Below are 25,879 nucleotides of genomic sequence, written 5' to 3'. Positions count from 1 at the left end.
GCGGGAAACTCCCTGTGACGTACGCGTTCTCCGGACTCGGCCCGCCCGTCACACCGCTGGGCCGCAGCACCGCCCGCGCCGCGCACCTGGGCCGGTCCGAGCCTCCATGGCCGAATCGGCGTTCTGACAGAGAGGGGCCGGGCTGTGTTCAGCTGCTTGCCGGCACCTGCCGGGCGTCATCGGCCCGGTGCCGCATCGCCGGTATGCCCCCGAGGACTTGGGAGAGAACATGCCTCGTACCACCCGATCGGCGGCGGTCGTCGCAGCCGCCGCCGTCGCCTTCGCCGCCGCTCTGACCGGTACCGCCGGGGCCGATGCCACCGGTGTGACTGCACCCGCGGCCCAGGCCGGACCCCAGCCGGTGTACTGGGCCGCACCGCCGCAGGGCGTGACGGTCGCCGCACCACAGCGGTTGCTGAACCAACCCGTGCGGATCACCAACGACTTCGCCAAACGCCCCACCACCCAGTGTCTGGACGTGGACGCGAACGGCGGCGGCAACGGCACGGTCGTCCAGGTCTGGCAATGCAACGGGACCTCCCAGCAGCGTTGGTACCTCTGGAACAACGGCGCGCTGGAGAGCTACCGCTTCCCCGGCAAGTGCCTGGACGCAGACCTGGGCGGCGGCGGCCGCAACGGCACCAAGGTGCAGATCTGGGACTGCAACAACAGCCCGCAGCAGAGCTGGTCCCACCCGTCGGGCGACCGTGCGATCTACAACGCACGCTTCTACAGCGGCGGCAACATCGTCATGGACCGCGACGCGAACGTCGTGGGCAACGGAGCCCGCATCCAGCTGTGGCAGAAGAACTTCCAGTCGCAGCAATGGTGGGACGTCTGGGCCGACACGTGACCGCAGGGGTTCACCGGGTCGCTCGTCGTGCTGGTGGGAAGCGACGACTTCCCACCAGCAGGGACGCGGATGGCGCGCTACCAGCCTCCGCACGGGGCCATGATGTCGCCGACCGCGTCGGGGCTCGTGACGAGGATTCAACGACCGTCTTGGCCCAGCCTTGTCAGCAAGGACCGCGTCCGGCCGGATGACGGAACCAACGGTCGGACGGTCTGAAAGGGGCGGGCCTAGCATCCCCTCGTGAACACAGTGATCTTGACCGTCAGTCTGGCCTTCGCCGGCTACCTGGCGACGTACCTCAACGGGCTGAGGCTCGCGCAGCGACAGGCCCGGCTCGCCCGAGTGAACCAGCAGCTGAGCGACTTCTACGGCCCGCTCTTCGCGCTCATGGAGGCCAATAGCCGTGCCTACGAGGCGTTCTGCGAGAGATACGTCCGCCCTGATGGGGTCCACCCCTTCGACCACGACATACCCCCCACCGAGGAGGAGATCGCCGAGTGGCGCACCTGGGCCACGACCGTCTTCCTGCCCAACATCCAGAAGATGCGTGACGTGGTCGTCACCAAGGCCGACCTCCTCATCGAGGAGGAGGTGCCGTCGGTCCTGCTTGACCTGTGCGCCCACGTCTCCGGCTACGAGATCACCGCAGCGCGCTGGGCATGCGGCGAGTTCGGCACATACAAGTCCGTCATCCAGTTCCCGGGACCGGAGCTGAAGGAGTACACCACGACGCGCTTCGCGCGACTCAAGAAGGAGCAGGCCGCCCTTCTCGGCCGACGCCGGTGAAGCCCTCACGAGGACTGGCCGGGCGTACCCGCCAGACCAGCGATCGAACGGTCCGCCGGTGTCCAGCGCCAGTACCCCGGAACGGCGGGCCGGAACAGGGCGCATCCGGCCGGGGCGTCGCGTTCCGCAGAAGTCCGCCACGGTAGGCACCCCCGCGCCCCCCGGGTCACCCGCAAAACGCCGTCCCGAGATGCGGTTCGGGGCGTCCCGGGACGGCTGGACGGACGGAACGGGCGGCGTCTCGCCCTAGGTTCGGTGCCACGGGCCCCGGCAGCCGATGTCGCCGGTGGCACCCGTCCTCCGTATCCCGGCCGCGGCGGCGCAGCGGCCGAGCCTTCCCCATTTGGTGGCACACACATGGCAGATCTGGTTCCTCCCCACCCCGAGTCGGCGGGGGCCCCGCCGTTCGAGGAGGTCGTGGCCTCCTCGCCCTCCCGCCGTCAGGTCGTGGCCGGCGGCACGGCCGCCCTCGTGGCCTTCCTCGGCTTCGGCACCCCCACCGCCCGGGCCGCCACCGCAGCCGCCACCCCGGCGCCGCCGCCCGCCGGCCGGGAGCCGAAGGGCCTCCTCGGCTTCGCCGCGGTGCCGACCGCGACCACGGACGCGGTGACCGTACCGCCCGGCCACACGGTGCAGACCCTGGCGCCGTGGGGCCGGCCCCTGTACTCCGGTGGGCCTGCGTGGCTGGTTAACGGCGGCAACAGCTCCGCCGACCAGGCCCGCCAGATCGGCTCGCACCACAGCGGGCTGCACTTCTTCCCGTACGACGACGGCCCCCGGGGCAGCCAGCGCGGGACGCTCGTCGTCAACCACGAGGCCACGGACGCCACGCTGCTCCACCGGGACGGCGGCGCGGCCCTGACACGCGAGAAGGTCGACAAGTCCCTGGCCGCGCAGGGGCTGAGCGTGGTCGAGGTGCGCGAGAGCGGCGGCACCTGGGACATCGGCGACTCGCCGCGCAACGTCCGCATCACCGGCACGACCCCGGTGAACTTCTCCGGCCCGGTGGGGTCCGGTCACCCGGCGCTGCGCACCGGTACGGCCCACGCCGGCACACTGGGCAACAGCGCCTACGGGGTGACCCCTTGGGGCACGTAGATGACCGGCGCCGGTCTGGCCGTCGACGGTGCGTGGGGTCCCGCCACCGTCAAGGACCTGCAGAACGCGCTCAACCTGAGCAAGTTCTGACCGCGCCGCCCGTACTCCGTTCCGTGCACCCGAGGAAGGATCCGGCTGCCCGGGACGGCGTGCGGGCGAGGGGCCCGTGCCTCGCGGCCCACCAAGGCAGCGCACGGCGCAGACCGCGCCGGTACGGCCGGTGGCTACGGCTACGGCTACGGCTGCGCGTCCTCGTCGGACGGCGCGACGGCGGCGAGCCAGAGCTGGATCTCCACGTCCCCGTCGCCGACCAGGACGTAGGACTGAAGGACCAGCTGCTGTGCGCCGACCTGCCACACGGTGGACGACTCGCCGTCGCCGTAGCGCAGGCACAGCTCGGCTCCCGGGAGCGGGTCGCCGAAGCGGGCGGTGAGCCGGCCGATCATGTCGGCCTCGATCTCACCGAACCGTTCGTTCGCCCAGTCCTGGAGGAAGGAGAAGTCGTGCTGGTGCTCGGCGTAGAGAAACGTCTCCGCGACCACGCTCATGGCACCGAACCAGATGCCGTCCGCGTCCGGGTCGTCCTCGGTCTCGGCGGGCTCGTACGGGTCCTCCCTGCTGTCGAAGATCAGCGAGCAGGGCTCGAACGGGCGGGGATCGGCGGCGAGCAACTCGCCCGCGAGCTCGGCGACGTCCCGTTCCGGGGCACCGGGGTAGACCAGGTACGAGTGGGCCTCTTGGCAGTGGGCGGGCTCCACGGACGCGAAGGTGCCCTCGGCCCCGGTGGTTTCCCACAGGGTCGTCCCGGCCCGGTCCACCAGGCGCAGGGCGGCACCGTCCGCGGTGGCCTCGACCCGGCAGACGTCCATGCCGTCGCGGTCCACGTGGGCCACCCCGCCGTCGCGGGTGACGAACGCGGCGAGTCCGGTCCCGTAGCCGAATCCGAGAACCCAGCCCCCGGCGTCGGTGAGGGGCTCCGGATGGTGGACGGGGATGAACCGGCCGTCTGAGCGCAGGACGCCCCACGCCCGCCCGGAGGGGCGGTCGGCGGCCGCCGCGCGGGCCTCCTCGGGGTCGTCCTCGTCCAGGGGTTCGAGGTAGTGGGCCACCGCGGCCCCCGCGCCGTCGAAGTCCTCCGCCCACTCGTACTCCTGCTCGATGACCTCCTCGCCGGCGGCGTCGAGGTAGCCGTGCGCGTAGCCGTTGTCGAAACGCACCAGCCCGCACCGGAAGTCCTCGGAGAGCCGGTTGCCCTCCGACTTGATCACCAGCTCGCCGCGGGCGTTCAGGAAGCCCCGGAAGTGGTCGCCGACGGTGCCGCCGAGGACGTAGGCGAGGCCGTTCGCGCCGAAGGGGTTGAGCATCCGGAAGGACGGCTCGACGATCCACTCCCCCTTCTCGTCGATCAGGCCCCACAGCTCGCCCACCCGCACGGGCGCCGCGCCGTCGGGTCCGAAGGGCCGTGCTCCGTCGAACCGCGGCTCGATGACCGTGCGGCCCGTGCGGTCGATGTAGCCGCAGGGCCCGCCTTCGGCCATCCGCACGCCGGCGAGCCCGTTCGACGCGAACACTCCCGCCCCTGCGTGCTGCGGGCGTATCACGAAGCGGCCCGTGGCGTCGATGTAGCCCGTCCCGTCATCGGTGCGGGCGGCGGCCAGGCCGTGGCGGAACACGTGGGCCTCCGTCAGGGTGGCCGGTATGACGGGTGTGCCGTCCGTCCCGGCGTAGCCCCAGCGGCCGTCCTCCGCCCGGAACCGGGAGAGCCCGGTCTCCTCGAACACCTCGGTGTAGGGCAGCGCCGGTTCGGCCAGCCACACACCGCGGTGGTCGAGGTAGCCGCACCGGCCCTCCGGGTCGGCGGCGGGGGCGACGAACCCGCCCCGGCCGTCCGGGTGGAACGCCCCGACCGCGCTCAGGTCCGGCGCCCGCACCAGCCGTCCGTCGGCGCCGACGAGGGCGTACCGCGTCCCGGAACCGCCCGGCCCCGCGCAGGGAACGACGTAGGGCGGCGGGGCGGTGGTGCTGGACGGCATGGTGCGGCTCCTCGCACGGGGGCCGAGGCAGCGTCACCGGCTGCGCGGCCCGGGGATGATCAGGAGGGGCCCATGCTAGAGCGCCCCCGCGCCACCGGCTCCAGGCGTCTCGAGATCACGGCTTGACCCTCCCCTTACGTCAGGCTTGAGGCTGTAGACGAACGAAAGGGCGGTCCATGGGCTATACCGTGGGTCAGGTCTCGGCCTTCGCCGGGGTGACCGTGCGCACGCTCCACCACTACGACAAGGCAGGGCTGCTCTCGCCCGGCGACCGCAGCCGGGCCGGGTACCGCCGCTACGACGACGCCGACCTGGCGCGGCTCCAGCAGATCCTCTTCTACCGCGAACTGGGCTTCCCGCTGGACGCGATCGCCGAGATCCTCGCGAACCCGCAAGCCAGCGCGCTGGAGCACCTGCGGACCCGGCAGCGGCAACTGACGGAGGAGATCACCCGACTGCAGCGCCTGGCCGAGGTGGCCGAGCGGGCGATCGAGGTCCAGCAGACCGGGGTGTCCTTGACGCCCGAGGAACGCTTCGAGGTCTTCGGTGAGGTCGCCTTCGACCTCACCTACGCCACCGACGCCCAATCGAAGTGGCGGGACTCGAACGGACACCGGGAGGCGATGGCGCGGGCCTCCGCCCACACCAAGGAGGACTGGCGGCGGCTGATGGCCGAGGCCGCCGCATGGCGGGCGGACCTGCTCGCCGCCTACGACGACGGCGAGCCCGGCGACGGTGAACGGGCCATGGACATCGCCGAGGAACATCGGCTGCACGTGTCCCGCTGGTTCACGCCCTGCCCGCCACAGATGCACCGGCGGATCGCGGACGACTTCGCCGCCGATCCTCGCGCCTTCGCCCTCGTCGTGCCGCCCTCGCGGCAACGTCCCGGCCTGGCCGCCTACCTGGCCCAAGCGGTACGCGCCAACGCGTTGCGCCACATCCACATCGAAGAACCACGTGTAAGGAACACCGATGAGAATCCTGATCGCCACGGCCGGATCACGCGGTGATGTCGCACCCTATACCGGCCTGGGCGCCGCCCTCCGCGACGCCGGACACGAGGTCGCACTCGCCGCCACGGAGTCGTTCGCACCCCTTGCCGGGGAAGCCGGGCTGGAGTTCCGACCACTGCCCGCCGATCCACGGGCGCACGGTGACGTCCAGGGGAAGCGCGAACTGCTGCGGGCCGCCAGCGCGTTCATCGCGGACCTGGGCGAGGGGTTCGCCGATGCCGTCAGCAACGGCACGGACCTGCTCCTGCTGTCGGCCACCACCGCTCCGCTCGGCTGGCACCTCACCGAAGCCACCGGGATACCGAGCACGGGCGTGTACCTGCAGCCCACCGCCCCGACCGGCGACTTCGCCCCGACCTTGATGGGAACCCGCTCGCTGGGACGGTTCGGCCACCGCGCCGCCGGACGGTTCGCCCTGCGGATGACCGACCGGGTCTTCGAGCCGGCGGTGGCACGGCTGCGCGAACGCCTTGACCTGCCGACGCTGACTGCCGCACGGATGCGCCGGCGGCAGGACGAAGCCGGCTGGCCCGTCCTGCACGGCTTCAGCACGGCGCTGGTACCCCGCCCGTCCGACTGGGCGGCCCATCTGACCGTGACCGGCTCCTGGTGGCCGTACGTCGATGCCGGCCGTCGGCTGCCCGCGGACCTGGAGGACTTCCTGGCTGCCGGACCGCCACCGGTGCTGGTCGGCTTCGGCAGCATGGCCGCCGGCCACGGGGACCGCCTGAGCGAGATCGCCGTAGGTGCCCTGCGGAGAGCCGGACTGCGGGGGATCCTCCAGTCGGGCAGCGCCGGGCTCGCCGCCGACGGGGACGATGTCCTGACCATCGGCGACGTACCGCACGCCCTGCTGTTCCCGCGGCTGGCCGCCGTCGTCCACCACGCCGGAGCCGGCACCACGGCGGCGGCAGTGCGCGCCGGGGTCCCATCCGTCACGGTACCGGTCGCCGCTGACCAGCCCTTCTGGGCCGCCCGGCTCACCGCGATCGGCGCAGCGCCGACCCCGATCCCCTTCCGCTCCTTGACTCCCGAAGCCCTCGCCGACGCGCTCACTGCTGCCGTACGAGAGCCGTCGTACGCGAAGGCGGCCGCGGTCGCCGCGCACCACATGTCGGCAGAGGAGGCAGAGGCCAGCGTCGTGACGGCGGTCCGACGGCTAGCGCAGTGACCGGGCGCCGTTTCCGTCCGGTGGCATTCGCCTTCGCCGCCCGGGCAGCCCGGGCCGCGCTCGGCGGCGTACCACCCCTCAGCAGGGCCGGGGCTGTCGGCGGATCTCATACGCGCCGAGGCTCGCGCCGGCGATGTCAGCCCACCGCGTCCCAGGCCCTCTTCGGACCGTCCAGCCAGGCGGGTGGCAGCTCGGCGGCCTCCCACTCCTCCCGCAGCGCGGCCGCTGGCGTGGCGAGCCGCTCCAGCACCGCGACGCTGGTGGCGGAGTGCAGGAGGGAGTAGCGGCCGTGGATGGCGGTGGCGCTGCCGGGCCCGTACTCCACGTACAACCGCTCCAGACGGGCCCGGTGCGCTGCGGCGAAATCCGCCAGCCGGCCGGCGTACCGGGCCCTCTGGCGGGGGGTCATCGTGGCGAGGACGGCACGGAGCACCTCCTCGGTGACCTCGGGGTCGAGGTCGGAGACGGCGGTGAAGGTGAGGTAGAGGGGGGTGACGGCTGCCTTCGCCTGCTCCACCTCCATGCGCCCGACCGGTGGCCGGTCGGCCGGGGCGGCGCTCGGTCGGTCGGGGCCGACGGTTTGCCCCAGTGCCCGTTCGGCGATCGCGCCGAGCTCGTCGGTGACGGCACGGGCACCGTCCAGCCAGCCCGACTCGTACGGCTCGCCCTTGTCCCCCGGGGCGGACCCCCCGAGCGCGCCGACCTCCTCGCACGCGCCGGCCAAGGCGCCCGCCTCGACCAGGGCGATCAGGCCCTCCGCATCGTCGGCGGCGACCCCCGCCCGACCGAGCAGCTGGAGCAGCGTCCTCTTCGCGTTCAGGACGCTGACCGAGTCCAGCTCCTGCCGGTTCTCCTCGGCGGCATGCATCGGATTCTCCTCATCCCAGGGGCCAGCGGTGCGGTGCGGTGCGCTAGTGGCGAGCGCACCGTTTGACGGTTCAACGAGGGATGGGGCCGCTGTGATCCCTGCGGACGTTCCGATGCTCGACGACTGCATCCGTTCAGCGGAACGAGCGCCTCGATCGCCTGGCGGGCGCTCAGCCCCCTTGACCAGGCCCGGCCCGGCTCCTCTGTGCGGCGGGGGCGGCTCAGCTCAGGACGAGCGGGAGCCTCACCGCCACGTCGCGCAGTTCGGCCCGCTGCGCGTCGGTGGGTGCGCTGCGGCCGGTGCCGACCAGGAGCGCGTCCCGGTCGGTGAACGACGCGGGGAACGCCGCCCCGGCGAGCTGCTCCAGCATGGCGCGGGAGCGGGCCAGGCTCTCCTCGGGCGGCCGGGTCCGCGCGTCCGGGAGGTGGGCGATCAGGTCGAGGTGGTGCAGCGTCCACTCCAGGACGTACGCGCCGAGGTAGTCCCTCACGGTGAGGACCTCGTCGCGGGTGCCCACCCGGGTCCTCGGGTCGGCGAGTTCGGCGGCGCGGCCGGCGGCGGAGCCGACGTCGTCGAGGTGGAACCGGAGCAGGTGCGGGTCCCCGTACGCGGCGGCCAGCCGCACGGTGAGCGCTTCGAGCGGGTCCTCGCCGGTCGGTGGCCGGTCCGCGACGTGCCAGTAGGTCACCGCGTCGACGGTCGGCTCCGTCGCGGCGGGGGTGGCGAGGGTGATCAGGACGTCCTGGGCATCGATGACCAGGTGGCACACGAGGTCCCGTACGAGCCAGCCGGCGCAGCCCGACGGCCGTGCGAAGTCCGGGTCCGGGATCTCGGCGACCGCCGTGCGCAAGGCCGTCCAGGAACGGGTGAAAAGATCCACACCCTCACCGTAGTGCGGCGCCGCCGCGGCGGACAAGCGCGGCCTTCCGGTCCGGCCAGGCGGATCCCCGTCGTCCAGTGCCGCCAGCTCCGGTCCCTTCGGGGAGCCGGTGTCGAACGCACGCCGTCCCGGCCCGCACCGCTCGATGCGGATGCGGGCCGTCACGGTCCCGAAGCAGCTACCGACCCACTGCGCGGACACGCCCTACGAGCGGATCGTCAGGTGCGGGAGCAACCCCACGTGTTGTCGGGGGCCGGTCTCCGGACCGGTGGTGGTCAGCCGGTCCAGCAGCAGGTCCGCCGCCCGCCTGCCCACTTCGTGCTGGGGCGGTGCCACCGCCGACAGCGGTACGCCGGCCAGCCCGGCCACCTGGTCGCCGTACGCGATCAACGCCAGGTCCTCGGGCACCCGCACGCCCCGGGCCTGGAGCCTGGGGATCAGCATGATCGCGTCGGTGTCGCTGTGGACCAGGGCCGCGGTCACCCCGCCCGTCGTCACCGCCCCGCACAGGTAGTCCAGGCTCCGGGCGAACAGGCCGGCCTCGGAGAGCGGGTCCGGTCCGGCGGGCGGCCACGGCGGCGCCGGTTCCAGATCGAGGGCGGCCACGGCGGCCTCGTACCCGGCGCGCAGCCGGGCCGTCGCCGGGGTGTCCCGGCCGGCGAGTGCGATCCGCCGGTGCCCCAGCCCGGCCAGGTGCCGGACCGCCGCGGCCGCGCCGTGCGCGTGGTCGGACGCCACCCGGTCCAGGGTGGCCGCCGGATGCCCCGGCGGGGCCCAGCGCTCCACCAGTACGGCAGGAACGGTGAGTTCCGCGGTCCAGGCGCCCTCCCCGGGCCGGGGGGATCCGGTCTCCCAGTTCGGGGTCAGCAGCAGCCCGTGGGCCCCCGTGGACAGGAGCCGGTCCGCCTGTATCCGGTCCTCGCCCGTCAGGTACCGCGTCAGGCCCACGGTCAGCCGGGCGCCCCGCGCCTCGATCGCCTCGCGGGCCCCGCGCACCACATCGGCGTAGGAGTGGTCGGCCGTCGGCACCACCATCCCGACCCCCAGCCCGGCGGTCGGCCCCGTCACCGCGGCTGCCCGGCGCTCCGGTTCCACCCGGCCGATCCCCCCGTGCATCCGCCGGACCTCGCCCCGCGCCGTCATCGCCTCGATGTCCCGCCGCAGGGTGACCGGCGAGACGCCGAGTTCCCGGGCCAGGTCCGTCACCCGCACGGTGCCCCGGGCCCGGACGAGCTCGAGCACGCGGGTCCGACGCTGGTTCACGTGCGGTCTCAAAGTGTGTCCCCCTGCGGTCTGCGCGGTCCCTCCCGGCAGCGGCATCATAAGGAACCGACCCGATCGAGCGATCGCTGACGGTGCGGTCGATGCCGCCATGCATGCGACGGCCGACCGTACTTCCGAAGGAGACTTCGGCGGACCGCCCGCTCGCCTCCTCGCCGTCGACGACCTCCGTCTGTACTGCTCCGCTCCGCGCTCCGAGGCCGAGGCGGAAGGCTGGTTCGCCCTGGGGGTCCCGAACTGTTGCCGCTGCTCGTGCGGCACGGCGGCCCCGTCGTCGCCGTGCAGGTCAGAACGAGTGCGGCTCGTACGCCAACGACACCCGCTGCCGCGCCCACGCGGAACAGGCCCTCGTCGCACGCGGCGTGGACGGCCCGCCGTTCACCGCGGACGGTCCCGAGGACGCCATGCTCCGGGCCGGCGCGGTCCCCGGCCGGCACGCCCCGGCGCCGCTCCCAACAGACCGGCCCGCTCGCCGCCGTGGAGTGACGACGTGGCCGCCTCCCACGGCGCACCAACTTCGGCTTCTGGGGCGGCGCCCACACCGGATCCCGCCCCACCGTCACCAGCTACGACTACGACGCGACCCATCGGCGAGGCCGGCGAACTCAGCCCCGAGCCGCACGCGTCCGCAAGGTCATCGGCCCGTACGTGCCGCTCCGCGGCCGTCGTCCTCGGCCTGCTGGTCGGGCACGGGTGGGGGTCAACTACGGGCCGCACCGCAACGACCCCAAGGACATCTGGCGCGGTGTCCGCCACGGACATCAACACCTGTGCGAGGGGGAGATCGGCCGCTGCCGCTGACCGACCCCACCGGACTCGACTTCGCGCAGCCCCCTACGGAGCCCGGCCGGCCCGCCTGCCACCGCTTCAGCCACCCCCCTCGCGGCCCGTGGGGCATGCGCTACTCCCACGGACCCCGTCGCACGACCCAGCGGACGAGAACGAGATCATCGTTCTCGAACGGGAGCGCCCCGGCACCGTCCTGCCGTTGCGCGACCAGCCCGACCTCGGCCGCACCACGGTCGTCACCCCGGATGAGAGAGTTCCTTCCGTGAAGCGCACGAGCACCCGCCTCGCCGACGGCCGCGAGATCCTCTACTACGACACCGGCGACGGCGCCGCCCGCGCCGCCCGCGCCGTCCCCGACACGCGTCCGCTCGACGCCCCCGCCACCACGAGCGGCTCCGAGGTACGGCGCGATCCGCTGCTCGGCGACCGCGTCGTCATCGCCTCCCACCGGCAGGGCCGCACCTACCACCCGCCCGCCGACGCCTGCCCGCTGTGCCCCTCCACCGGGGAACGCGCGAGCGAGATCCCGGCGCCGGACTACGAGGTGGCCGTCTTCGAGAACCGTTTCCCCTCCCTCGCCGGCGACACCGGCCGCTGCGAGGTCATCTGCTTCACCCCCGACCACCTGACCTCCTTCGCCGACCTCGACGAGGAGCGCGCCGCGCTCGTCCTCGCCGCCTGGAGCGACCGCACCGCCGAACTCTCCGCCCGCGAGGGCGTCCAGCAGGTCTACTGCTTCGAGAACCGCGGAACCGAGATCGGCGTCACCCTCGGGCATCCGCACGGCCAGATCTACGCCTTTCCCTTCGTCACCCCGCGCACCACCCGGATGCTCGCCACCGTCGCCGCCCACCGCGAGCGCACCGGCGGCAACCTCTTCGAGGAGGTCCTGGCCGCCGAGCGCGCCGAAGGCACCCGCATCGTCCTCGAAACGGAGCACTGGACCGCCTTCGTGCCCTACGCGGCGCGCTGGCCGTACGAGGTCCACCTCTATCCGCGCCACCGGGTCCCCGACCTGCCCGCCCTCGGCGACGCGGCCCGCGCCGAGTTCCCCCGGGTCTACCTGGAGCTGCTGCGCCGCTTCGACCGGCTCTTCGACCGGCCCGAGCCGACCCCGTACATCTCCGCCTGGCACCAGGCCCCGGCGGGCGAGGGCAGGGCCGACTTCGCGCTCCACCTGGAGCTCTTCACGATCCGCCGGACGGCGGACAAACTGAAGTACCTGGCAGGGACCGAGTCCGGCATGGAGGCCTACATGAACGACGTCCGGCCCGAGGACGCGGCCGCGCGGCTGCGGGAGGTGGCGAGCGCGTGACCCGGTCGGCACCGGACGGATTCCAGCAGCTGTACGGGTACCCGCCCGAGGGGGTCTGGGCGGCCCCGGGCCGGGTCAACCTGATCGGCGAACACACCGACTACAACGACGGCTTCGCCCTGCCCTTCGCCCTCCCGCAGCGCACCGAGGTGGCCGCGGCCCGGCGCACCGACCGGATCCTGCGGGTCCACTCCACCGACGCCCCCTCCGGCGCGGTCGCCCTCGACCTCGCGGAGCTCGATCCCGCGCGCCCACCGCAGGGCGCCGCCAGCTGGGCCGCCTACCCCGCCGGGGTCGCCTGGGCCCTGCGGGATGCCGGCCTGCCGGTCGGCGGCGCCGATCTGCACGTACGGTCCGACGTACCGACCGGCGCCGGCCTGTCCTCCTCGGCCGCCCTGGAAGTGGCCACCGCGTTGGCCCTCACCGACCTGTACGGGATCCCGCTCACCCGCCCCGAACTGGCCGCACTCGCCCGGCGCGCCGAGAACGCGTACGTCGGCGTCCCCTGCGGGATCATGGACCAGACGGCCTCGGCCTGTGCGACCGGCGGACACGCCCTCCACCTGGACACCCGCAGCCTCGAACGGCGCCACATCCCCTTCGACTGCCCGGCGGCCGGCCTGCGCCTCCTCGTCATCGACACCCGGGTCAAGCACGCACTCGCCGACGGGGCCTACACCCAGCGCCGGGCCTCCTGCCACCGTGCGGCCGCCGCCCTGGGCCTGCCCGCCCTGCGCGACCTCCCGTACGAGGAGCTGGAGCAGGCCCTGGCCCGACTGGAGGACCCGGTCGAGCGCAGGCGCGTCCGGCACGTCGTGACCGAGAACCAGCGGGTCCTGCGCGTCGAGGGACTGCTGCGCGCGGGCCGCCTGCGCGAGACGGGACCGCTGCTGACGGAGGGCCACCTCTCGCTGCGCGACGACTACGAAGTGTCCTGCCCGGAGCTGGACCTGGCGGTTTCCACGGCGGACGCGGCGGGCGCGTACGGCTCCCGCATGACGGGCGGCGGCTTCGGCGGATCGGCACTGTCCCTGATCGATGCGGACGCCGAGCGGTCGGTGACCCGGGCCGTGACGGACGCCTTCCTCCGCGCGGACTTCACACCACCGCGCATCACGACGGCGTCCCCGTCCCCAGGTGCCACCCGACTCCTCTAGCGCGGCGACCGCACGCCTCCACCGGCGGTGGAGGCGGCCCTGCGCGGTGACGCCGGCCCGGGAGGGTCAGGGGGTCGGGGACGGCCGGGACGGCTGGGTGGCGCCGGGCACCGGGCCGACGAGCTTCGGGTTGTCCTGCCAGGCGGGTTCCACGGGCTGGACGTCGACCACGGTCACGCCGGTACCGGGCCGCTGCTCGCCGATCAGTTCGCCGCGGTGCCGCATGACGAACCCCACGGCGAGCGGTACGGCCCGGACGGCGTCGTTGACGTAGACGTCCTCGGTGTAGTCGTAGCGGGCCGGGGACCAGCACCCTTCGCATCCCGCTTCGGGCTTGCCCTCGAACGTCCACCGCAGGGTGACGCGGTAGGTGACGGGGTCGTCGCCGTACCCGGCGGTGAAGACCAGCTTGCCGCGGGCGGTGCGGTGGTCGGTGGCGCACATGTCGACGGTGACGGTGCCGTACGCGGGGACGCTCTCGGGGGTGGGGAGCTGGGGCACGGTGCGCGCACAGCCGGGCCCGGGGGTGGGGGTCTCGCCGCCGCCCCCGCCCGTGCCTCCACCTCCGGGACGGCCGGTGGGCGTGCCGGGTCGCGGGGTGACGGTCGGGTTCGGGGCGGCGGTGGGGGCCAGGGTGGGGGTGGGGACCAGGGTGGCCGGGGGGACCAGGGTGGGGGTGGCGCCCGGAACGGGGGTGCCCGACGGCATGACCGTGGGGCGGGTGGTCGGCGGGGCGGACGGCCCCTTGGTGGGTGAGGCGCTGGGGACGGGGCCGGGGGTCTCGTTGGCGTTGACGGGCCCGGCGAATAAGGCGAGGACGGCGGCCGCGCAGGTGGCGACGGCGGCGGCCGGTATCAGCTTGCGGTTCACGGGATTCCTTCGGGTCGGGCCGCCCCCGGCCCGGCTGGGGCGGGGGAACTCCGGTCAGGACGCGGCCGCGACCGGCGCGGCGACGTCATGATCCATACGGTCAAATTACCGGGGGCGGGCCGGGTGGCCGGTGGGGGACGGGGCCCGCGGGTGTCACACGGTGTTCACGGCCCGCTGCCCGGATTCCGGTCCGGTGCCCCGGGGCGGCCGCCTAGACTTGAACTCAGTTGATCATGTACTCGTCGAGTCGGAGGAAAGAACCGCATGCGCTATCTCCCCCTGGGTAGTTCCGGACTCCAGGTCTCCGCGATCGGCCTCGGCTGCAACAACTTCGGTGGTCGACTGGACGCCCAGGCCACCCGCGCCGTCGTCGACGCCGCCCTGGACTCGGGCATCACCTTCCTGGACACCGCCGACATCTACGGTGGCGCCGGCGGCTCCGAGGTCCACCTCGGGCAGGCCCTCAAGGGCCGTCGCGACCAGGTCGTCCTCGCCACCAAGTTCGGTTACGACGGCGTGGACATGAAGTACGGGCCCGCCGCCGGCTCCCGCGGTGGCCGCGCCTACATCCGGCGGGCCGTCGAGGAGTCCCTGCGCCGCCTCGACACCGACCACATCGACCTCTTCCAGCTGCACAGCCCCGACCCGGCCACCCCGATAGCCGAGACCCTGGCCGCGCTCACCGAGCTCGTCGCCGAGGGCAAGGTCCGGTACATCGGCCACTCCAACCTCTCCGGCTGGCAGCTCGCCGAAGCCGCCCACGTCGCCCGCGAGACCGGCTCGGTCCCCTTCGTGTCGGCGCAGAACGAGTGGTCGCTGCTGGAGCGGTCGGTCGAGCGGGAGCTGGTCCCGGCCGCCCGCCACTACGGTGTCGGCGTGCTCCCGTACTTCCCCCTCGCCAACGGCCTGCTGACCGGCAAGATCCGCAGGGGTGCGCCCGTACCGGCCGGTTCCCGGCTCGAAGGCCGCGACTCGTACCTCACCGAGGAGCGCCTCGACGTCGTCGAAGCGCTGGCCGCGCTCGCCGAGAAGCACGACCGGACCGTCCTCGAACTCGCCATCGGCTGGCTCTCCGCCCAGCCCGGCTGTGCCTCCGTCATCGCGGGAGCCACCTCCGCCGAGCAGGTACGCGCCAACGCAGCCGTCGCCGACCGTCCCCTGGACGCCGAGCTGCTCGCCGCGATCGCCGCGATCCCGGGGGCGCGGGGGCCCGAGTGACCGCTCAGACGGGCGCCCCCGTCAGGACGTCCACCTTGCCGGTGCCCGGCGAGTAGGAGGTGCCGGCGACGGCCGAGGCGCCCTTCTTCACGAGGGGCGCCAGGCCGGAGCGGGAGCGCAGATCGTCCGCGGTGACCCGGACGTGCTGGTGGACCACGGTGTCGACGGGGTCGGCGCCGGGGTTCCGGACCGTCAGACCTGGAGGTTCCCCGGCAGCGCAGCGCTGGTGCCCGAGCACGGCGATCAGCGGGGGTGCCGCCCGTCACGGGCCCGCACTCGACGGACCCGGTGACCACCGGGCCGATCGCCCGCCCGCCCGTGCGCAGACGTACAGGTCGTCGAGTCCGGTGCCGAAGACGCGCTCGGGCGCCGCCCGGGAGTCGATGCAGGTGAGGACCACCCCGTACGGGTCCCGGACCTCGGCGACGAGCTCGCGCCGCTCGGGATCCCGCTCGGGGTGATCGAGGTCCCCGCTCACCCCGTGTGCGTTGGCTTCCCCCAAGCGGGCCAACGCGGCCCGGGGCGCATCCGGTCGCGGCTGGGGTGCGGCGGTCGTCTGCTTCGGGGTGCAGGCCGAGGGGCATCCCGCGAGCACGAGGCGCGGGGGCTGTCGCGAGGCCACCGGGCAGCACGGCCCTACGGGCCGGACGTCCTGCTGCGCGCAGGGGCGGTACCCCCCGGTCGTGATGACAGCGATGGTTCATCGGGCCGGGGCGAATGGACCGCAGCCGCAGCCGCAGCCGCAGCCGCACCCGGGCGCGGCCGCATTGCCGCGGACGGCCCACGGCCCGCCGCCCGGAGACCTCCGGGCAGCGGGCCGTGGGTTGTGGATCGTCCGCGCCGGGTCAGGACACGATGTCCTTGCGGGAGAACCCGCGGAAGGCGAGAGCGAACAGCACCAGCGCGTACGACACGGACACCACCGCTCCCTTGACCATCCCGCCCCACTCCAGCTGCGGCTGCAGCGCGTCCGCCCACGCGAACTGCCAGTGCGCCGGCAGGAACTCCCGCCACGACCCGAGCGCCGTCACCGCGTCCAGCACATTGCCGACGATCGTCAGCCCGACCGCCCCGCCCACCGCGCCCAGCGGGGCGTCCGTCCGCGTCGACAGCCAGAACGCCAGCCCCGCCGTCACCAGCTGCGACACGAACACGAAGGCCACGGCCAGCGCGAGCCGCGGCACGGTGTCCCCGGCCGCCAGAGCTCCGCCCGCCGGGAGCTTCAGCGGCCCCCACCCGTACGCGGCCGTGCCCGCCGCCAGCGCCACCACCGGCAGCAGCACCATCGCCGCCAGGCTGAAGCCCAGCGCCACCACCAGCTTGCTCCACAGCAGCCGCGCCCGGGGCACCGGCGAGGCCAGCAGGTAGCGCAGCGAGGACCAGCTCGCCTCCGAGGCCACGGTGTCCCCGCAGAACAGCGCCACCGGCACCACCAGCAGGAAGCCGGCCGAGACGAACAGACAGGTCGCGGCGAAGTTCGCGCCGGAGGCCGTGGCCGTGTCGATCAGGGTGATGCGGTTGTTCCCGCCGCCCCGGCTGCCCGGCCCGCCGCCCACCGCGAACGCGATCATCAGGATGAAGGGCAGTGCGGCCAGCACCCCGCCCATCACCAGCGTCCGCCGCCGGCGCCACTGCCGCAGCGCCTCCACGCGCAGCGGCAGCGTACGGCTCGCCCGGTAGCCCGGAGCCACCTCCTGCACCGTCGCCGCCGTACTCACGCCGCACCTCCGATCAGGGTGAGGAACGCGTCCTCCAGTCGCCGGTGCGGTCCCACTCCGTTCACCGGCACCTCCAGTCGTACGAGTTCGGCGATCAGCCCCGCGGCCGTCGCGCCTTCGAGCCGTACGAGCAGCCCGTCATCGGCGGCCACCACGGAACCCACTCCCTCCAGCGCCGCGACCTTCTCGACGCTCACCTCGTCCACCGGCTCCGCCAGCGAAACCAGCAGCGTGTCCCCGCCGCCGGTGATCTCGGAGACCTCGCCCGCCGCGACCCGCTGCCCGCGGTCCATGACCACCAGGTGCGTACAGGACTGTTCCACCTCCGACAGGAGGTGGCTGGAGACGATGACCGTCCGCCCGCCCGCGGCGTAGCGGATCATCACGTCCCGCATCTCCCGGATCTGCGGCGGGTCCAGACCGTTCGTCGGTTCGTCGAGGATCAGCAGGTCCGGCATGCCGAGCATGGCCTGCGCGATCGCGAGGCGCTGGCGCATGCCCTGCGAGTACGTGCGCACCGCGCGCTCCAGCGCGTCGCCGAGCCCGGCGATCTCCAGCGCCTCCGCCATGTGCGAGTCCTCGGCCGGGCGGCCGGTGGCCCGCCAGTACAGCTCCAGATTGGCGCGTCCCGTCAGGTGCGGGAGGAATCCGGCGCCCTCCACGAAGGCCCCGACCCGGGACAGTACGGGCGCCCCGGCCCGTACCGCGTGCCCGAACACCCGGATCTCCCCGGCGTCCGGAGAGATCAGCCCCATCAGCATCCGCAGGGTGGTGGTCTTCCCGGCGCCGTTGGGCCCGAGGAGTCCCAGGACCTGCCCCTTCTCGACGCGGAAGGACAGGTCCCGCACCGCGTACCGGTCCTGCGCCTTCGCGTAGCGCTTCGTCAGACCGGTGATCTCCAGGGGTACGTCGGCCAGTGCGGGGTCCGGCTGCGAGGCGCCCGGCCCCGACCCACCGGCGCCCCGGCCGGTCCGTCGGATCCCGAGCAGCGCCGCGGCCAGGGCCACCGCGCCCAGCGGCAGCCACCAGGTCCAGGCGGGCAGCCCGGCCGCAGCGGTCCGCACTTCCGCGGCGACGGGCACGGCCAGCGGGCCCTCCACGGCGACGGTGTAGGTGGCCGGAGCCGCCGGTGTCGCGTAGCCGAGGTCGGTCGCGGCGATCACCAGCCGCAGCCGGTGCCCGGCCTCGACGGAGTGGTCGATCGCGGGCAGCCGCAGCCGCACGGTGGTGCCCTCCTGTGCGTTCTCCACCCGCACCGGGGCGACCAGCTGGCTCGGCAGCACCTGCTGACGGCCGTCGGGCCCCACGTCGTACACCTTGCCGAACAGGACGGCCGAGCCGTCCGCGGCGCTCGACCTCACCTTTAGGGTGAGGGTCGGGGTGCCGGTGATCGTCACGTCCTCGGCCAGTGGCGCCGACTCGAACCGGGCGTTCTGCCCGGGGAAGTCGAGCGAGAGCCCGGCCCCGAAGGCGGCGAGCTGCCCGCCGATGCCCGGGAGCGAGGACAGGGCGGGGGGCGCGCCGCCCGCCGGATTGGCGAAGGTCTGTTCCGGCCCCGTCAGTGCGAACTCCCGCGGACCGGATTCCAGTCCGGGGTACCGGTCGCCGGTCGCGCCGCGCAGGGTGACCGTGCCGTCGGTGGAGTCGATGCCTCCGGAGCGCGTGACCCGGAACGCCGGGCCGGTGTCGGCTGCCTCGTCCCCCTTGAGGTGGCGGTCGAACCAGGAGGCCACCCGGGCCTCGACCCGGTCGGCCTCGCGCATCCCGCCGTCGTGCCCGCCGGCCGTCCAGTCCACGGAGACGGGCGCGCCGTTCGCCGCGATGGCCTTGGCCATGGCGTCGGCCTGGTCCAGCGGGAAGAGGGAGTCGTCCTGGCCCTGCACGATCAGGGTCGGCACCTTGATCCGGTCGCCGACGGCCGACGGACTGCGCTGCTCCAGCAGGGTGCGGGCCTCGGGATCGGGCTTGCCCGCCACCGCGACGCGTTCGTACATCGCGCAGAGTTCGGGCTGGAACCGTCCGCAGCCGGGCGCGGCCGAGGAGTCCGGCCGTTGTCCGGGCGCGGCCGAGGAGTCCGGCCGCTGTCCGGGCACGGCGCGCTGCATCCCGTCGGTCGAGCCGCTGGTGAAGAAGATGCCGGACCAGAGCTTCTTGAAGACGCCGTTCGGGAAGAGGGAGTCCGCGAGGTTCCAGTAGGTGATCACGGGGGCGATCGCGTCGACCCGCGGGTCGTGACCGGCTGCGAGCAGCGAGACCGCGCCGCCGTAGGAGGCCCCGGAGACGCCGACGCGCGGATCACCGGCCGCGTCGAGCTCCACCTCGGGCCGGGCCGCGAGCCAGTCGATGAGCCGGGAGACGTCCTTGACCTCGTACGCGGGGTCGTTCAGGCCGATCCGGCCCTCGGAGCGGCCGAAGCCGCGCGCCGACCAGGTCAGGACCGCGTACCCGTCCCGGGCGAGGCGCTCGGCCTGCTCGCGGACATCGTCCTTGCTGCCGCCGAAGCCGTGCCCGAGCAGGACGGCGGGACGTCTTTCCGCACCGCCGCCCGCCGTGAAGTAGGAGGTGTCGATCCCGGCGCCGGGCATGTTCACGACCTGGTCCTGGCGGTGCACGGCGGGTTCGTCACCGGTCGCGGACGCGGCCGTCCACGTACCGGCCCCCGCCACGACCGCGAGCGCGGCGGCGCCCGCGAGCAGACGGTCTCGGCGGCGCCGGGGCATTCGGAGCTTCATATGGGCACCCTAAGGGCCCGTTCCCCGGGCTCCGAGCACCCACAGGCGGAACCGCCCACCTTCTCGAGGAGTAGGGCGGGCCCCGCGCGTACCGCACCTGCGGTACACCCCCCGGCCCGCTCCCGGTCTGCACCCCGGCCTGCTGCGGCCCGATACCGACCTGCGCGGTGCGTCCGCGGGCGGGAGGATGGCCGCATGCTGCTGGCCGACGTCGCGCGCGTGTCCCGGGAGGTCGCCGACACCTCCGCCCGGTCCCGCAAGAGCGCCCTGCTCGCCGAGCTCTTCGCCGCCGCGCCCCCCGAGGAGGCCGGCCTGGTCATCTCCTACCTCTCCGGGCGCCTCCCGCAGGGCCGCCCGGGCATCGGCTGGCGCACGCTCGGCCAGGACGTCGCACCGGCGGCGGAACCCGTCCTGACCGTCCGCGACGTCGACACGGCGGTCGGCGAACTGGCCGCGGTGGCGGGCACCGGGTCCGTGGAGCGGCGCGGCCGGATCCTCGCCGACCTGCTGGGCCGGGCCACCGGGTCCGAGCAGGTGTTCCTGCGCGCCCTGCTGTCCGGCGAGGTGCGTCAGGGCGCGCTCGACGCGGTGGCCCTGGAAGGGGTGGCCGCGGCCGCCGGCGTACCGGCCGCCGCGCTGCGCCGGGCGGTGATGCTCGACGGCTCGCTGCCGCGGGTGGCGGCGGCCGTGCTGGCCGACGGCGCGCAGGCACTGCGCACAGTCACGCTGCGCGTGGGGCAGCCCGTCCAGCCGATGCTGGCCGGCACGGCGAAGTCGGTCGCCGAGGCGCTGGAGGTGCTCGGGCCGTGCGCGGTGGAGGAGAAGCTGGACGGGATCCGGGTCCAGGTCCACCGCGAGGGCGACGACGTACGGATCTACACGCGCTCCCTGGACGAGATCACGGGGCGGCTGCCGGAGGTGGCGGAGCTGGCCCGGTCGCTGCCGGGGGAGCGGTTCGTCCTCGACGGGGAGGTCATCGGACGGGCGGCGGACGGCCGCCCCGTCCCCTTCCAGGAGATCGCGGGCCGGGTCGGCTCCCGGGTCGACGTGGACGCCGCGCGGCGCACGCTCCCGGTCGCCCCCTACTTCTTCGACGTCCTGGCCGTGGGCGAGGACGTCCTCCTCGACCTGCCGGTGCGCGAGCGGCACGCGGCCCTCACCGCGCTCGTTCCCGAGGGCGCCCGGGTCCGCCGCCTCGTCGTCGAGGACCCGGGGGAGCAGGGCGCCGAGGCCGAGGAGTTCTGGGCCGAGACCCTGCGCCGGGGACACGAGGGGGTCGTCGTCAAGTCACTGGACTCGTCCTACGCCGCCGGGCGGCGCGGCAAACACTGGCTCAAGGTGAAACCGGTGCACACCCTCGACCTGGTGGTCCTCGCCGCGGAATGGGGCCACGGGCGGCGCACCGGCCTGCTCTCGAACCTGCACCTGGGGGCGCCCACCGGCGACGGAACGTACGCCATGCTCGGCAAGACCTTCAAGGGGCTCACCGACGAGATGCTGCGCTGGCAGACGCAGCGGCTGCGCGAGCTGGCGGTCGAGGACGACGGCTTCACCGTCCGGGTCCGCCCGGAACTGGTCGTCGAGATCGCCTACGACGGCCTCCAGCGCTCCTCCCGCTACCCGGCCGGAGTGACCCTCCGCTTCGCCCGCGTCCTGCGCCACCGCCCGGACAAACCGGCGACCGAGGCGGACACGGTGGCCACGGTCCTGGCGGCACACACCCCCTAGACCGCCGGCGTGCCGCAAACGCGATGACCTGCACTGACGGTCCGTGGCACCGTCACCGCATGTCCGACGCCGTCGCCTGTCCCGTCTTCCGTACCCCCGACCCCGCACTCGCCCCGAGCACCGCGCGCAGCCCCGTGGAGTTCGGCCGCCACGCGTACTCGAGGGTCTCCGCGTACGCAGAGTTCCGCTCCGTCGCCGAGGTGCGGGCCGTGGCGAAGGAGCTGCCCACGGGGTGGTTCCGGGGGCAGGAGGAGTACGGAGAGTTCGACGGCGTGCCGCGCGAGGACCGTCCCCCGCTGGTCGTCGGCGTCCGGGGATCCGGTCTGCCGGCCGACCCGGCCGCGTACGAAGGACGGCTGCCGCCGGAGTGGGAGCTGCTCAACGTGCCCGTCGGCAGCGTCGAGGACGCCTTCACGGCGGCGATCGGTGCTGAGCACCGGAGTCGTGCACCGGGGCCGGGTACGGCGCTCGGTCGCACCTACTCGTCGTCGGGGTCGCTGTCGTCCTCGCGCAGCATCCGCCACAGGCGGGTGCGGTGGAGGACGTAGAGGGCCACGAACAGGAAGACCACCTGCAAGCCCACGGCGAGCAGCCAGAAGACGGCGCTGCTCTCCAGCTCGTCCGTCAGGTAGGCGAAGTTCATGCCGAAGAACCCCGTCAGGAAGGTCAGCGGCAGGAAGATCGTCGACACCACCGCCAGGCGGTTGATCACGCCGTTCTGGTCGCCGGACACCAGGGAGGAGTAGCTGCCGAAGGCCCGGCGGGCGGTTTCCTGGAGGGACTCGATGTCCGTGAGCACCAGATTCGCGGTGCGCCGGTACTCGCGGACGAGCTGCTGGCGTTCCTGGTGGAAGCCGCGGTTCATCACCCGGCGCGTGACGCTCTCCTCCGCCACCCGGTGGTAGGGCAGGAGGGTGTGGTGGAGCAGGGCCGCGGTGCGCCGCAGCCGTGACAGGCGGTAGAGCTGCTCGGGCTCGCGCCGGTGGAACATGGCGTCCTCCAGGTCTTCCACCTCCAGCAGGGCCTGGACGGCGGCCCGGCGGTAGGTCTCCATGGCCTCGTCCAGCAGCAGGAAGAGCATGGCCACGGAGTCCGGCGGGCTCTCGAGCGGGAACCGGGCGGTGACGTTCGCGATCAGGGGTGCCGACCCCCGGTGCACGGTGAGGAGGTACCGCTCGGTCACCACGGCGTGGACGTGGATGACCCGGTCCGCGTCGACCGCGGGCACGACGAACGCGCCGCTCTCCCCGAAGATCTCCGCCCGGGCGGTTTCCCCCTTCCGCCCGAGCCAAGCCAGGTCATCGGCCTCCAGACCGAGCAGGTGGGCGAGGGGTGGTTCGTCGGGTGCGCCGTCCTCGGGCAGTTCCACGTCCACGAACAGGAAGCGGGACGTGGCGAGGCGCTCGCGGGCCTCCGACACGTGCCCGCGGGCCAGGGTGCCCTCCGGCATGGACAGCATCGATACGATCATCGTCCCTCGCCGTGGGTCATCCGGTGCCGTGGCTCCCAGCCTGTACCGCGCAGGACCCCGCGCAACCGTGGTGACGCATTCGCCCGGCAGTGGGCCCTCGAACAGGTGAGGCCGGGCCGCGCGGCGGCGGTTTTGCCTCAGAGGCAACGTGGTTTGCCAGACAGGCAAGACTCTGGCTCAATCGGGGCATGACATCCGGATCCGACACCGGCCCCGAAGGCGCGGCCGGTACCGACGAACCGGCGGACGAGCTGCCCGCCGTCGCCCCGCAGCTACGGGACCTGCGCCGCCGCGCCGGACTCACCCTGGAGGCCGCCGCCGCACGGGCCCGGCTCTCGCCCGCCCACCTGTCCCGCCTGGAGACCGGCCGGCGCCAGCCCTCGCTGCCGCTCCTGCTCGGACTCGCCCGCACCTACGGTACGACCGTCTCCGAACTGCTCGGCGAGACCCCCGCCGCAGCCGATCCCATCGTACGGGCCGGCGGTCCGGGCGCCCGCGAGGCCGACGGCTGGACGTACTGGCAGGCCGGCGGCTCCGGTCGGGGGATGCAGGCGCTGCGCGTGCACGTGCCCCACGGCCGCAGTCAGGGCGAGCTGGTCCGCGTACATCCCGGCGAGGAATGGTTGTACGTCCTGGAAGGACGGCTGCGGCTGCACCTGGGCGAGGCCGAGCACCTGCTGGAGCCCGGGGACAGCGCGCACTTCGACTCGCTCACCCCGCACCGGATCGGCGCGGCCTCCGCGGGCGGGGCCGACCTGCTCTTCGTCCACACGCTGCTGCAGAGCAGCCTGGCCGGACTCTGCCTCGGCGGCGCCACCAAGACCGCGCCCGCGAACCCGCCCGCGAACCCGCCCACGCCCACTACGCACACCACGCCCCCGACCACGCACCACCGATAGCCGAGGAGCCGTACCCATGTCACAAGCCGAGAAGCCCGCGCCTGCGACCATACGGGCCCGCTTCGAGTCCAAGTTCCCGCGCGGCCTGATCATCCGGCTGATCGCCTACTTGTTCGTCGGTCACCTCTTCGCCTTCTTCGTCTACCTCCTCTTCGTCCTGGGAGGCCAGAACCAGTAGCCGCAGGAGGCGGAGGAGTTCGGGCCGCGCGACTCTGGCAACGTACGGGACCTGTGGCTACCCTCCGCGCATGATTTCCACGGTTGTCTGGGGTACCGGCAACGTGGGCCGTCTGGCGATCCGTGCCGTCGAGGCCCATCCCGCGCTCCGACTCTGCGCAGTCATCGTCCACAATCCAGCCAAGGTCGGCCGCGACGCGGGAGAACTCGGCGGGCTCGACCGCCTGTTGGGGGTCGAGGCCACCGACGACGTCGAAGCCGTACTCGCCGCCCGCCCGCGGGCCGTGGTGTACGCCGCGTCCGGAGACGTCCGGCCCGACGAGGCGCTCGCCGACATCACCCGCGCCGTCCGCTCCGGCGCGGTCGTCGTCAGCCCGGCCCTGTACCCGCTCTACGACCACCGGAGCGCCCCGCCCGAGTTCCGCGACCCGGTGCTCGCCGCCGTCGCGGAGGGCGGCGGCTCGCTCTTCGCCTCCGGCGTCGACCCCGGGTGGGGCAACGACGTGCTCCCCCTCCTGCTCAGCGGCCTCGGCACCACCATCGACGTCATCCGCTGCCAGGAGATCTTCGACTACTCCACCTACGACCAGCCGGACTCCGTCCGCCACCTCGTGGGCATGGGCCAGCCCATGGACCACGAGCCGATGATGCTCATGCCCTCGATCCCCACCATGGTGTGGGGCGGGCAGATACGGATGATGGCCCGGGCGCTCGGGGTCGAACTCGACGAGATCCGCGAGACGTCGGAGCGCCGCGCGCTCGACACCACGGTGACCACCCGGACCATGGGCGAGTTCGAGGCCGGCACCCAGGGCGCGATCCGTTTCGAGGTGCAGGGCATCGTCGAGGGCGAGCCCCGCATCGTCATCGAGCACGTCACCCGCATCCACGCCTCGTGCGCACCTGACTGGCCCGTGCCGCCCGACGGCGGCGACGGCGCCCACCGGGTCGTCATCGAGGGCCGCCCGCGCATCGAGGTCACCATCGAGGCCACGGACGAGGGCGAGAACCGCTCGGCGGGCGGCAACGCCACCGCCGTCGGCCGCCTCGTCGGCGCCATCGACTGGCTCGTCGAGGCCGAACCGGGCCTCTACGACGCCCTCGACATCCCGCTGCGCCCCGCCATCGGCAGACTCGGAAGGAAACAGTCATGAGGATCGACGTCCCTGAAGGCCAGCACCCGATCGAGTACGTGTGGGGCGACCTGGTCCCCGGCATCGGCATGGCCGCCGCGAACTTCTCCCTGTCGGTGTACGCCCACACCACCCTGGGCCTGCGCGAGTTCGAGGCGGCCCGGCTGCGCGTCGCGCAGATCAACGGGTGCGTCTTCTGCCTGGACTGGCGCACCGAGCGGGACGGGGAGAAGGTCGAGGAGGAGTTCCCCGAGGCGGTCACCGCGTGGCGCACGACCGACGCGTTCGACGAGCGCACCCGGCTGGCGGCGGAGTACGCCGAGCGGTACACCCTCGACCACCACGGGCTCGACGAGGAGTTCTGGGACCGGATGACCGCGCACTACAGCCAGCTGGAGATCGTGGAGCTGACGATGAGCATCGGGTCCTGGCTGGCCTTCGGCCGGCTCAACCACGTGCTCGGCCTGGACAGCGTGTGCATGTTGCCGGGTCAGCCGGCTCCCCGGCCCTGAAGGTTCCTCGGCCCTGAGGGCTCCCCGGCCCTGAGGGGAGGTCCGCCCCCGCCGTCCGGGTCACCCTGCGCGATGCAGGGACCGCCCGGACGGCCCGCTGCCCGCCGGATGCAAGGGCCCGCTCAATCCGCGGCTCCGCCGCCCGCCGTTCCCTCCGTCCGGGGCGGGGTCCCG

General features: G+C 73.6%; 24 protein-coding genes and 1 pseudogene. 15 read left to right on the top strand and 10 right to left on the bottom strand.

The window, feature by feature from the left end; all coding sequences use genetic code 11:
- The first annotated feature begins 229 nt into the window (after positions 1-229).
- From OG386_RS04805 to OG386_RS04795, 3 genes are all read left to right on the top strand, one after another.
- Entirely contained in the window at positions 230-853 is a 624-nt protein-coding gene (locus OG386_RS04805; protein ID WP_328786903.1) for an RICIN domain-containing protein, read from the top strand.
- Positions 854-1,093: 240 nt separating this feature from the next.
- Entirely contained in the window at positions 1,094-1,639 is a 546-nt protein-coding gene (locus OG386_RS04800) for a hypothetical protein (RefSeq protein WP_328786902.1), read from the top strand.
- Between the two features lie 357 nt (positions 1,640-1,996).
- Entirely contained in the window at positions 1,997-2,737 is a 741-nt protein-coding gene (locus tag OG386_RS04795; protein ID WP_328786901.1) for a PhoX family protein, read from the top strand.
- Positions 2,738-2,973: 236 nt separating this feature from the next.
- Here the strand turns inward: OG386_RS04795 and OG386_RS04790 are convergent, their stop codons facing one another.
- Positions 2,974-4,770 carry a WG repeat-containing protein gene (locus tag OG386_RS04790; RefSeq protein ID WP_328786900.1) on the bottom strand — a complete coding sequence of 599 codons (1,797 nt, stop codon included), beginning with the start codon at positions 4,768-4,770 and terminating at the stop codon, positions 2,974-2,976.
- Positions 4,771-4,946: 176 nt separating this feature from the next.
- On the opposite strand from OG386_RS04790, the gene OG386_RS04785 reads away from it, so the two are divergent.
- Both OG386_RS04785 and OG386_RS04780 read left to right on the top strand, forming a co-directional pair.
- On the top strand, positions 4,947-5,783 hold the full coding sequence (locus tag OG386_RS04785) for a MerR family transcriptional regulator (RefSeq protein ID WP_328786899.1): 837 nt from the start codon (positions 4,947-4,949) through the stop codon (positions 5,781-5,783).
- A complete protein-coding gene (locus OG386_RS04780; protein ID WP_328786898.1) occupies positions 5,746-6,957 on the top strand; it encodes a glycosyltransferase in 1,212 nt (403 codons plus the stop codon). The genes OG386_RS04785 and OG386_RS04780 overlap by 38 nt, the downstream gene beginning before the upstream one ends.
- A 136-nt stretch (positions 6,958-7,093) precedes the next feature.
- On the opposite strand, the gene OG386_RS04775 is transcribed toward OG386_RS04780, so the two are convergent.
- The 3 genes from OG386_RS04775 to OG386_RS04765 all read right to left on the bottom strand — a co-directional run bounded on the left by OG386_RS04775 (position 7,094) and on the right by OG386_RS04765 (position 9,980).
- Positions 7,094-7,825, bottom strand: a complete 732-nt coding sequence (locus tag OG386_RS04775; RefSeq protein WP_328786897.1) for a hypothetical protein — start codon at positions 7,823-7,825, stop codon at positions 7,094-7,096.
- Between the two features lie 220 nt (positions 7,826-8,045).
- Complete coding sequence (locus OG386_RS04770; protein WP_328786896.1) at positions 8,046-8,705, bottom strand: maleylpyruvate isomerase N-terminal domain-containing protein; 660 nt, start codon at positions 8,703-8,705, stop codon at positions 8,046-8,048.
- A gap of 204 nt (positions 8,706-8,909) precedes the next feature.
- On the bottom strand, positions 8,910-9,980 hold the full coding sequence (locus OG386_RS04765) for a LacI family DNA-binding transcriptional regulator (RefSeq protein WP_328786895.1): 1,071 nt from the start codon (positions 9,978-9,980) through the stop codon (positions 8,910-8,912).
- A 576-nt stretch (positions 9,981-10,556) separates the two neighbouring features.
- On the opposite strand from OG386_RS04765, the pseudogene OG386_RS04760 reads away from it, so the two are divergent.
- The 3 genes and pseudogenes from OG386_RS04760 to galK all read left to right on the top strand — a co-directional run.
- Positions 10,557-10,787, top strand: a pseudogene (locus OG386_RS04760) (hypothetical protein); the annotation flags it as partial.
- Between the two features lie 250 nt (positions 10,788-11,037).
- The gene (galT, locus tag OG386_RS04755; protein WP_328786894.1) at positions 11,038-12,090 is read left to right on the top strand and encodes a galactose-1-phosphate uridylyltransferase; all 1,053 of its coding nucleotides are present in this window, start codon (positions 11,038-11,040) and stop codon (positions 12,088-12,090) included.
- Positions 12,087-13,247: a galactokinase gene (gene galK / locus OG386_RS04750; protein ID WP_328786893.1), complete on the top strand. Its 1,161-nt coding sequence runs from the start codon at positions 12,087-12,089 to the stop codon at positions 13,245-13,247. The genes galT and galK overlap by 4 nt, the downstream gene beginning before the upstream one ends.
- Positions 13,248-13,313: 66 nt before the next feature.
- Here galK and OG386_RS04745 read toward each other — a convergent pair whose 3' ends face one another.
- Positions 13,314-13,955, bottom strand: coding sequence for a hypothetical protein (locus OG386_RS04745; protein ID WP_328786892.1), 642 nt, complete (start codon positions 13,953-13,955; stop codon positions 13,314-13,316).
- Positions 13,956-14,381: 426 nt separating this feature from the next.
- Here OG386_RS04745 and OG386_RS04740 point away from each other — a divergent pair, with 426 nt between their 5' ends.
- Positions 14,382-15,335 carry an aldo/keto reductase gene (locus tag OG386_RS04740; RefSeq protein WP_328786891.1) on the top strand — a complete coding sequence of 318 codons (954 nt, stop codon included), beginning with the start codon at positions 14,382-14,384 and terminating at the stop codon, positions 15,333-15,335.
- Positions 15,336-15,339: 4 nt separating this feature from the next.
- Here OG386_RS04740 and OG386_RS04735 read toward each other — a convergent pair whose 3' ends face one another.
- The 4 genes from OG386_RS04735 to OG386_RS04720 all read right to left on the bottom strand — a co-directional run bounded on the left by OG386_RS04735 (position 15,340) and on the right by OG386_RS04720 (position 19,785).
- Complete coding sequence (locus tag OG386_RS04735) at positions 15,340-15,573, bottom strand: hypothetical protein (protein ID WP_328786890.1); 234 nt, start codon at positions 15,571-15,573, stop codon at positions 15,340-15,342.
- 24 nt (positions 15,574-15,597) lie between these two features.
- Positions 15,598-15,813 (bottom strand): hypothetical protein, encoded by a 216-nt coding sequence (locus OG386_RS04730; RefSeq protein WP_328786889.1) that lies wholly within the window; start codon positions 15,811-15,813, stop codon positions 15,598-15,600.
- A gap of 367 nt (positions 15,814-16,180) precedes the next feature.
- Positions 16,181-17,053: an ABC transporter permease gene (locus tag OG386_RS04725; protein ID WP_328786888.1), complete on the bottom strand. Its 873-nt coding sequence runs from the start codon at positions 17,051-17,053 to the stop codon at positions 16,181-16,183.
- The gene (locus tag OG386_RS04720; RefSeq protein ID WP_328786887.1) at positions 17,050-19,785 is read right to left on the bottom strand and encodes an alpha/beta fold hydrolase; all 2,736 of its coding nucleotides are present in this window, start codon (positions 19,783-19,785) and stop codon (positions 17,050-17,052) included. The genes OG386_RS04725 and OG386_RS04720 overlap by 4 nt, the downstream gene beginning before the upstream one ends.
- A 195-nt stretch (positions 19,786-19,980) precedes the next feature.
- On the opposite strand from OG386_RS04720, the gene OG386_RS04715 reads away from it, so the two are divergent.
- Positions 19,981-21,513, top strand: a complete 1,533-nt coding sequence (locus OG386_RS04715; RefSeq protein ID WP_328786886.1) for an ATP-dependent DNA ligase — start codon at positions 19,981-19,983, stop codon at positions 21,511-21,513.
- Between the two features lie 59 nt (positions 21,514-21,572).
- Positions 21,573-22,061: a hypothetical protein gene (locus OG386_RS04710; protein ID WP_328786885.1), complete on the top strand. Its 489-nt coding sequence runs from the start codon at positions 21,573-21,575 to the stop codon at positions 22,059-22,061.
- Here OG386_RS04710 and OG386_RS04705 read toward each other — a convergent pair.
- Positions 21,992-22,972, bottom strand: a complete 981-nt coding sequence (locus OG386_RS04705) for a magnesium transporter CorA family protein (RefSeq protein ID WP_328786884.1) — start codon at positions 22,970-22,972, stop codon at positions 21,992-21,994. The genes OG386_RS04710 and OG386_RS04705 overlap by 70 nt on opposite strands.
- A gap of 200 nt (positions 22,973-23,172) precedes the next feature.
- Between OG386_RS04705 and OG386_RS04700 the strand changes: the two genes are divergently transcribed.
- The 4 genes from OG386_RS04700 to OG386_RS04685 all read left to right on the top strand — a co-directional run bounded on the left by OG386_RS04700 (position 23,173) and on the right by OG386_RS04685 (position 25,705).
- The gene (locus OG386_RS04700) at positions 23,173-23,883 is read left to right on the top strand and encodes a helix-turn-helix domain-containing protein (RefSeq protein WP_328786883.1); all 711 of its coding nucleotides are present in this window, start codon (positions 23,173-23,175) and stop codon (positions 23,881-23,883) included.
- A gap of 16 nt (positions 23,884-23,899) precedes the next feature.
- Complete coding sequence (locus OG386_RS04695; RefSeq protein ID WP_328786882.1) at positions 23,900-24,061, top strand: DUF6126 family protein; 162 nt, start codon at positions 23,900-23,902, stop codon at positions 24,059-24,061.
- Positions 24,062-24,131: 70 nt separating this feature from the next.
- Positions 24,132-25,214: an NAD(P)H-dependent amine dehydrogenase family protein gene (locus OG386_RS04690; protein WP_328786881.1), complete on the top strand. Its 1,083-nt coding sequence runs from the start codon at positions 24,132-24,134 to the stop codon at positions 25,212-25,214.
- On the top strand, positions 25,211-25,705 hold the full coding sequence (locus OG386_RS04685) for a carboxymuconolactone decarboxylase family protein (protein ID WP_327381077.1): 495 nt from the start codon (positions 25,211-25,213) through the stop codon (positions 25,703-25,705). The genes OG386_RS04690 and OG386_RS04685 overlap by 4 nt, the downstream gene beginning before the upstream one ends.
- Positions 25,706-25,879: the final 174 nt, after the last annotated feature.

The sequence above is a fragment of the Streptomyces sp. NBC_00273 genome (genome assembly GCF_036178145.1).
Taxonomy (GTDB): Bacteria; Actinomycetota; Actinomycetes; order Streptomycetales; family Streptomycetaceae; genus Streptomyces.
Note: the sequence above shows the minus strand (reverse complement) of the source record. Positions and strands in the feature narration are given on the sequence as shown.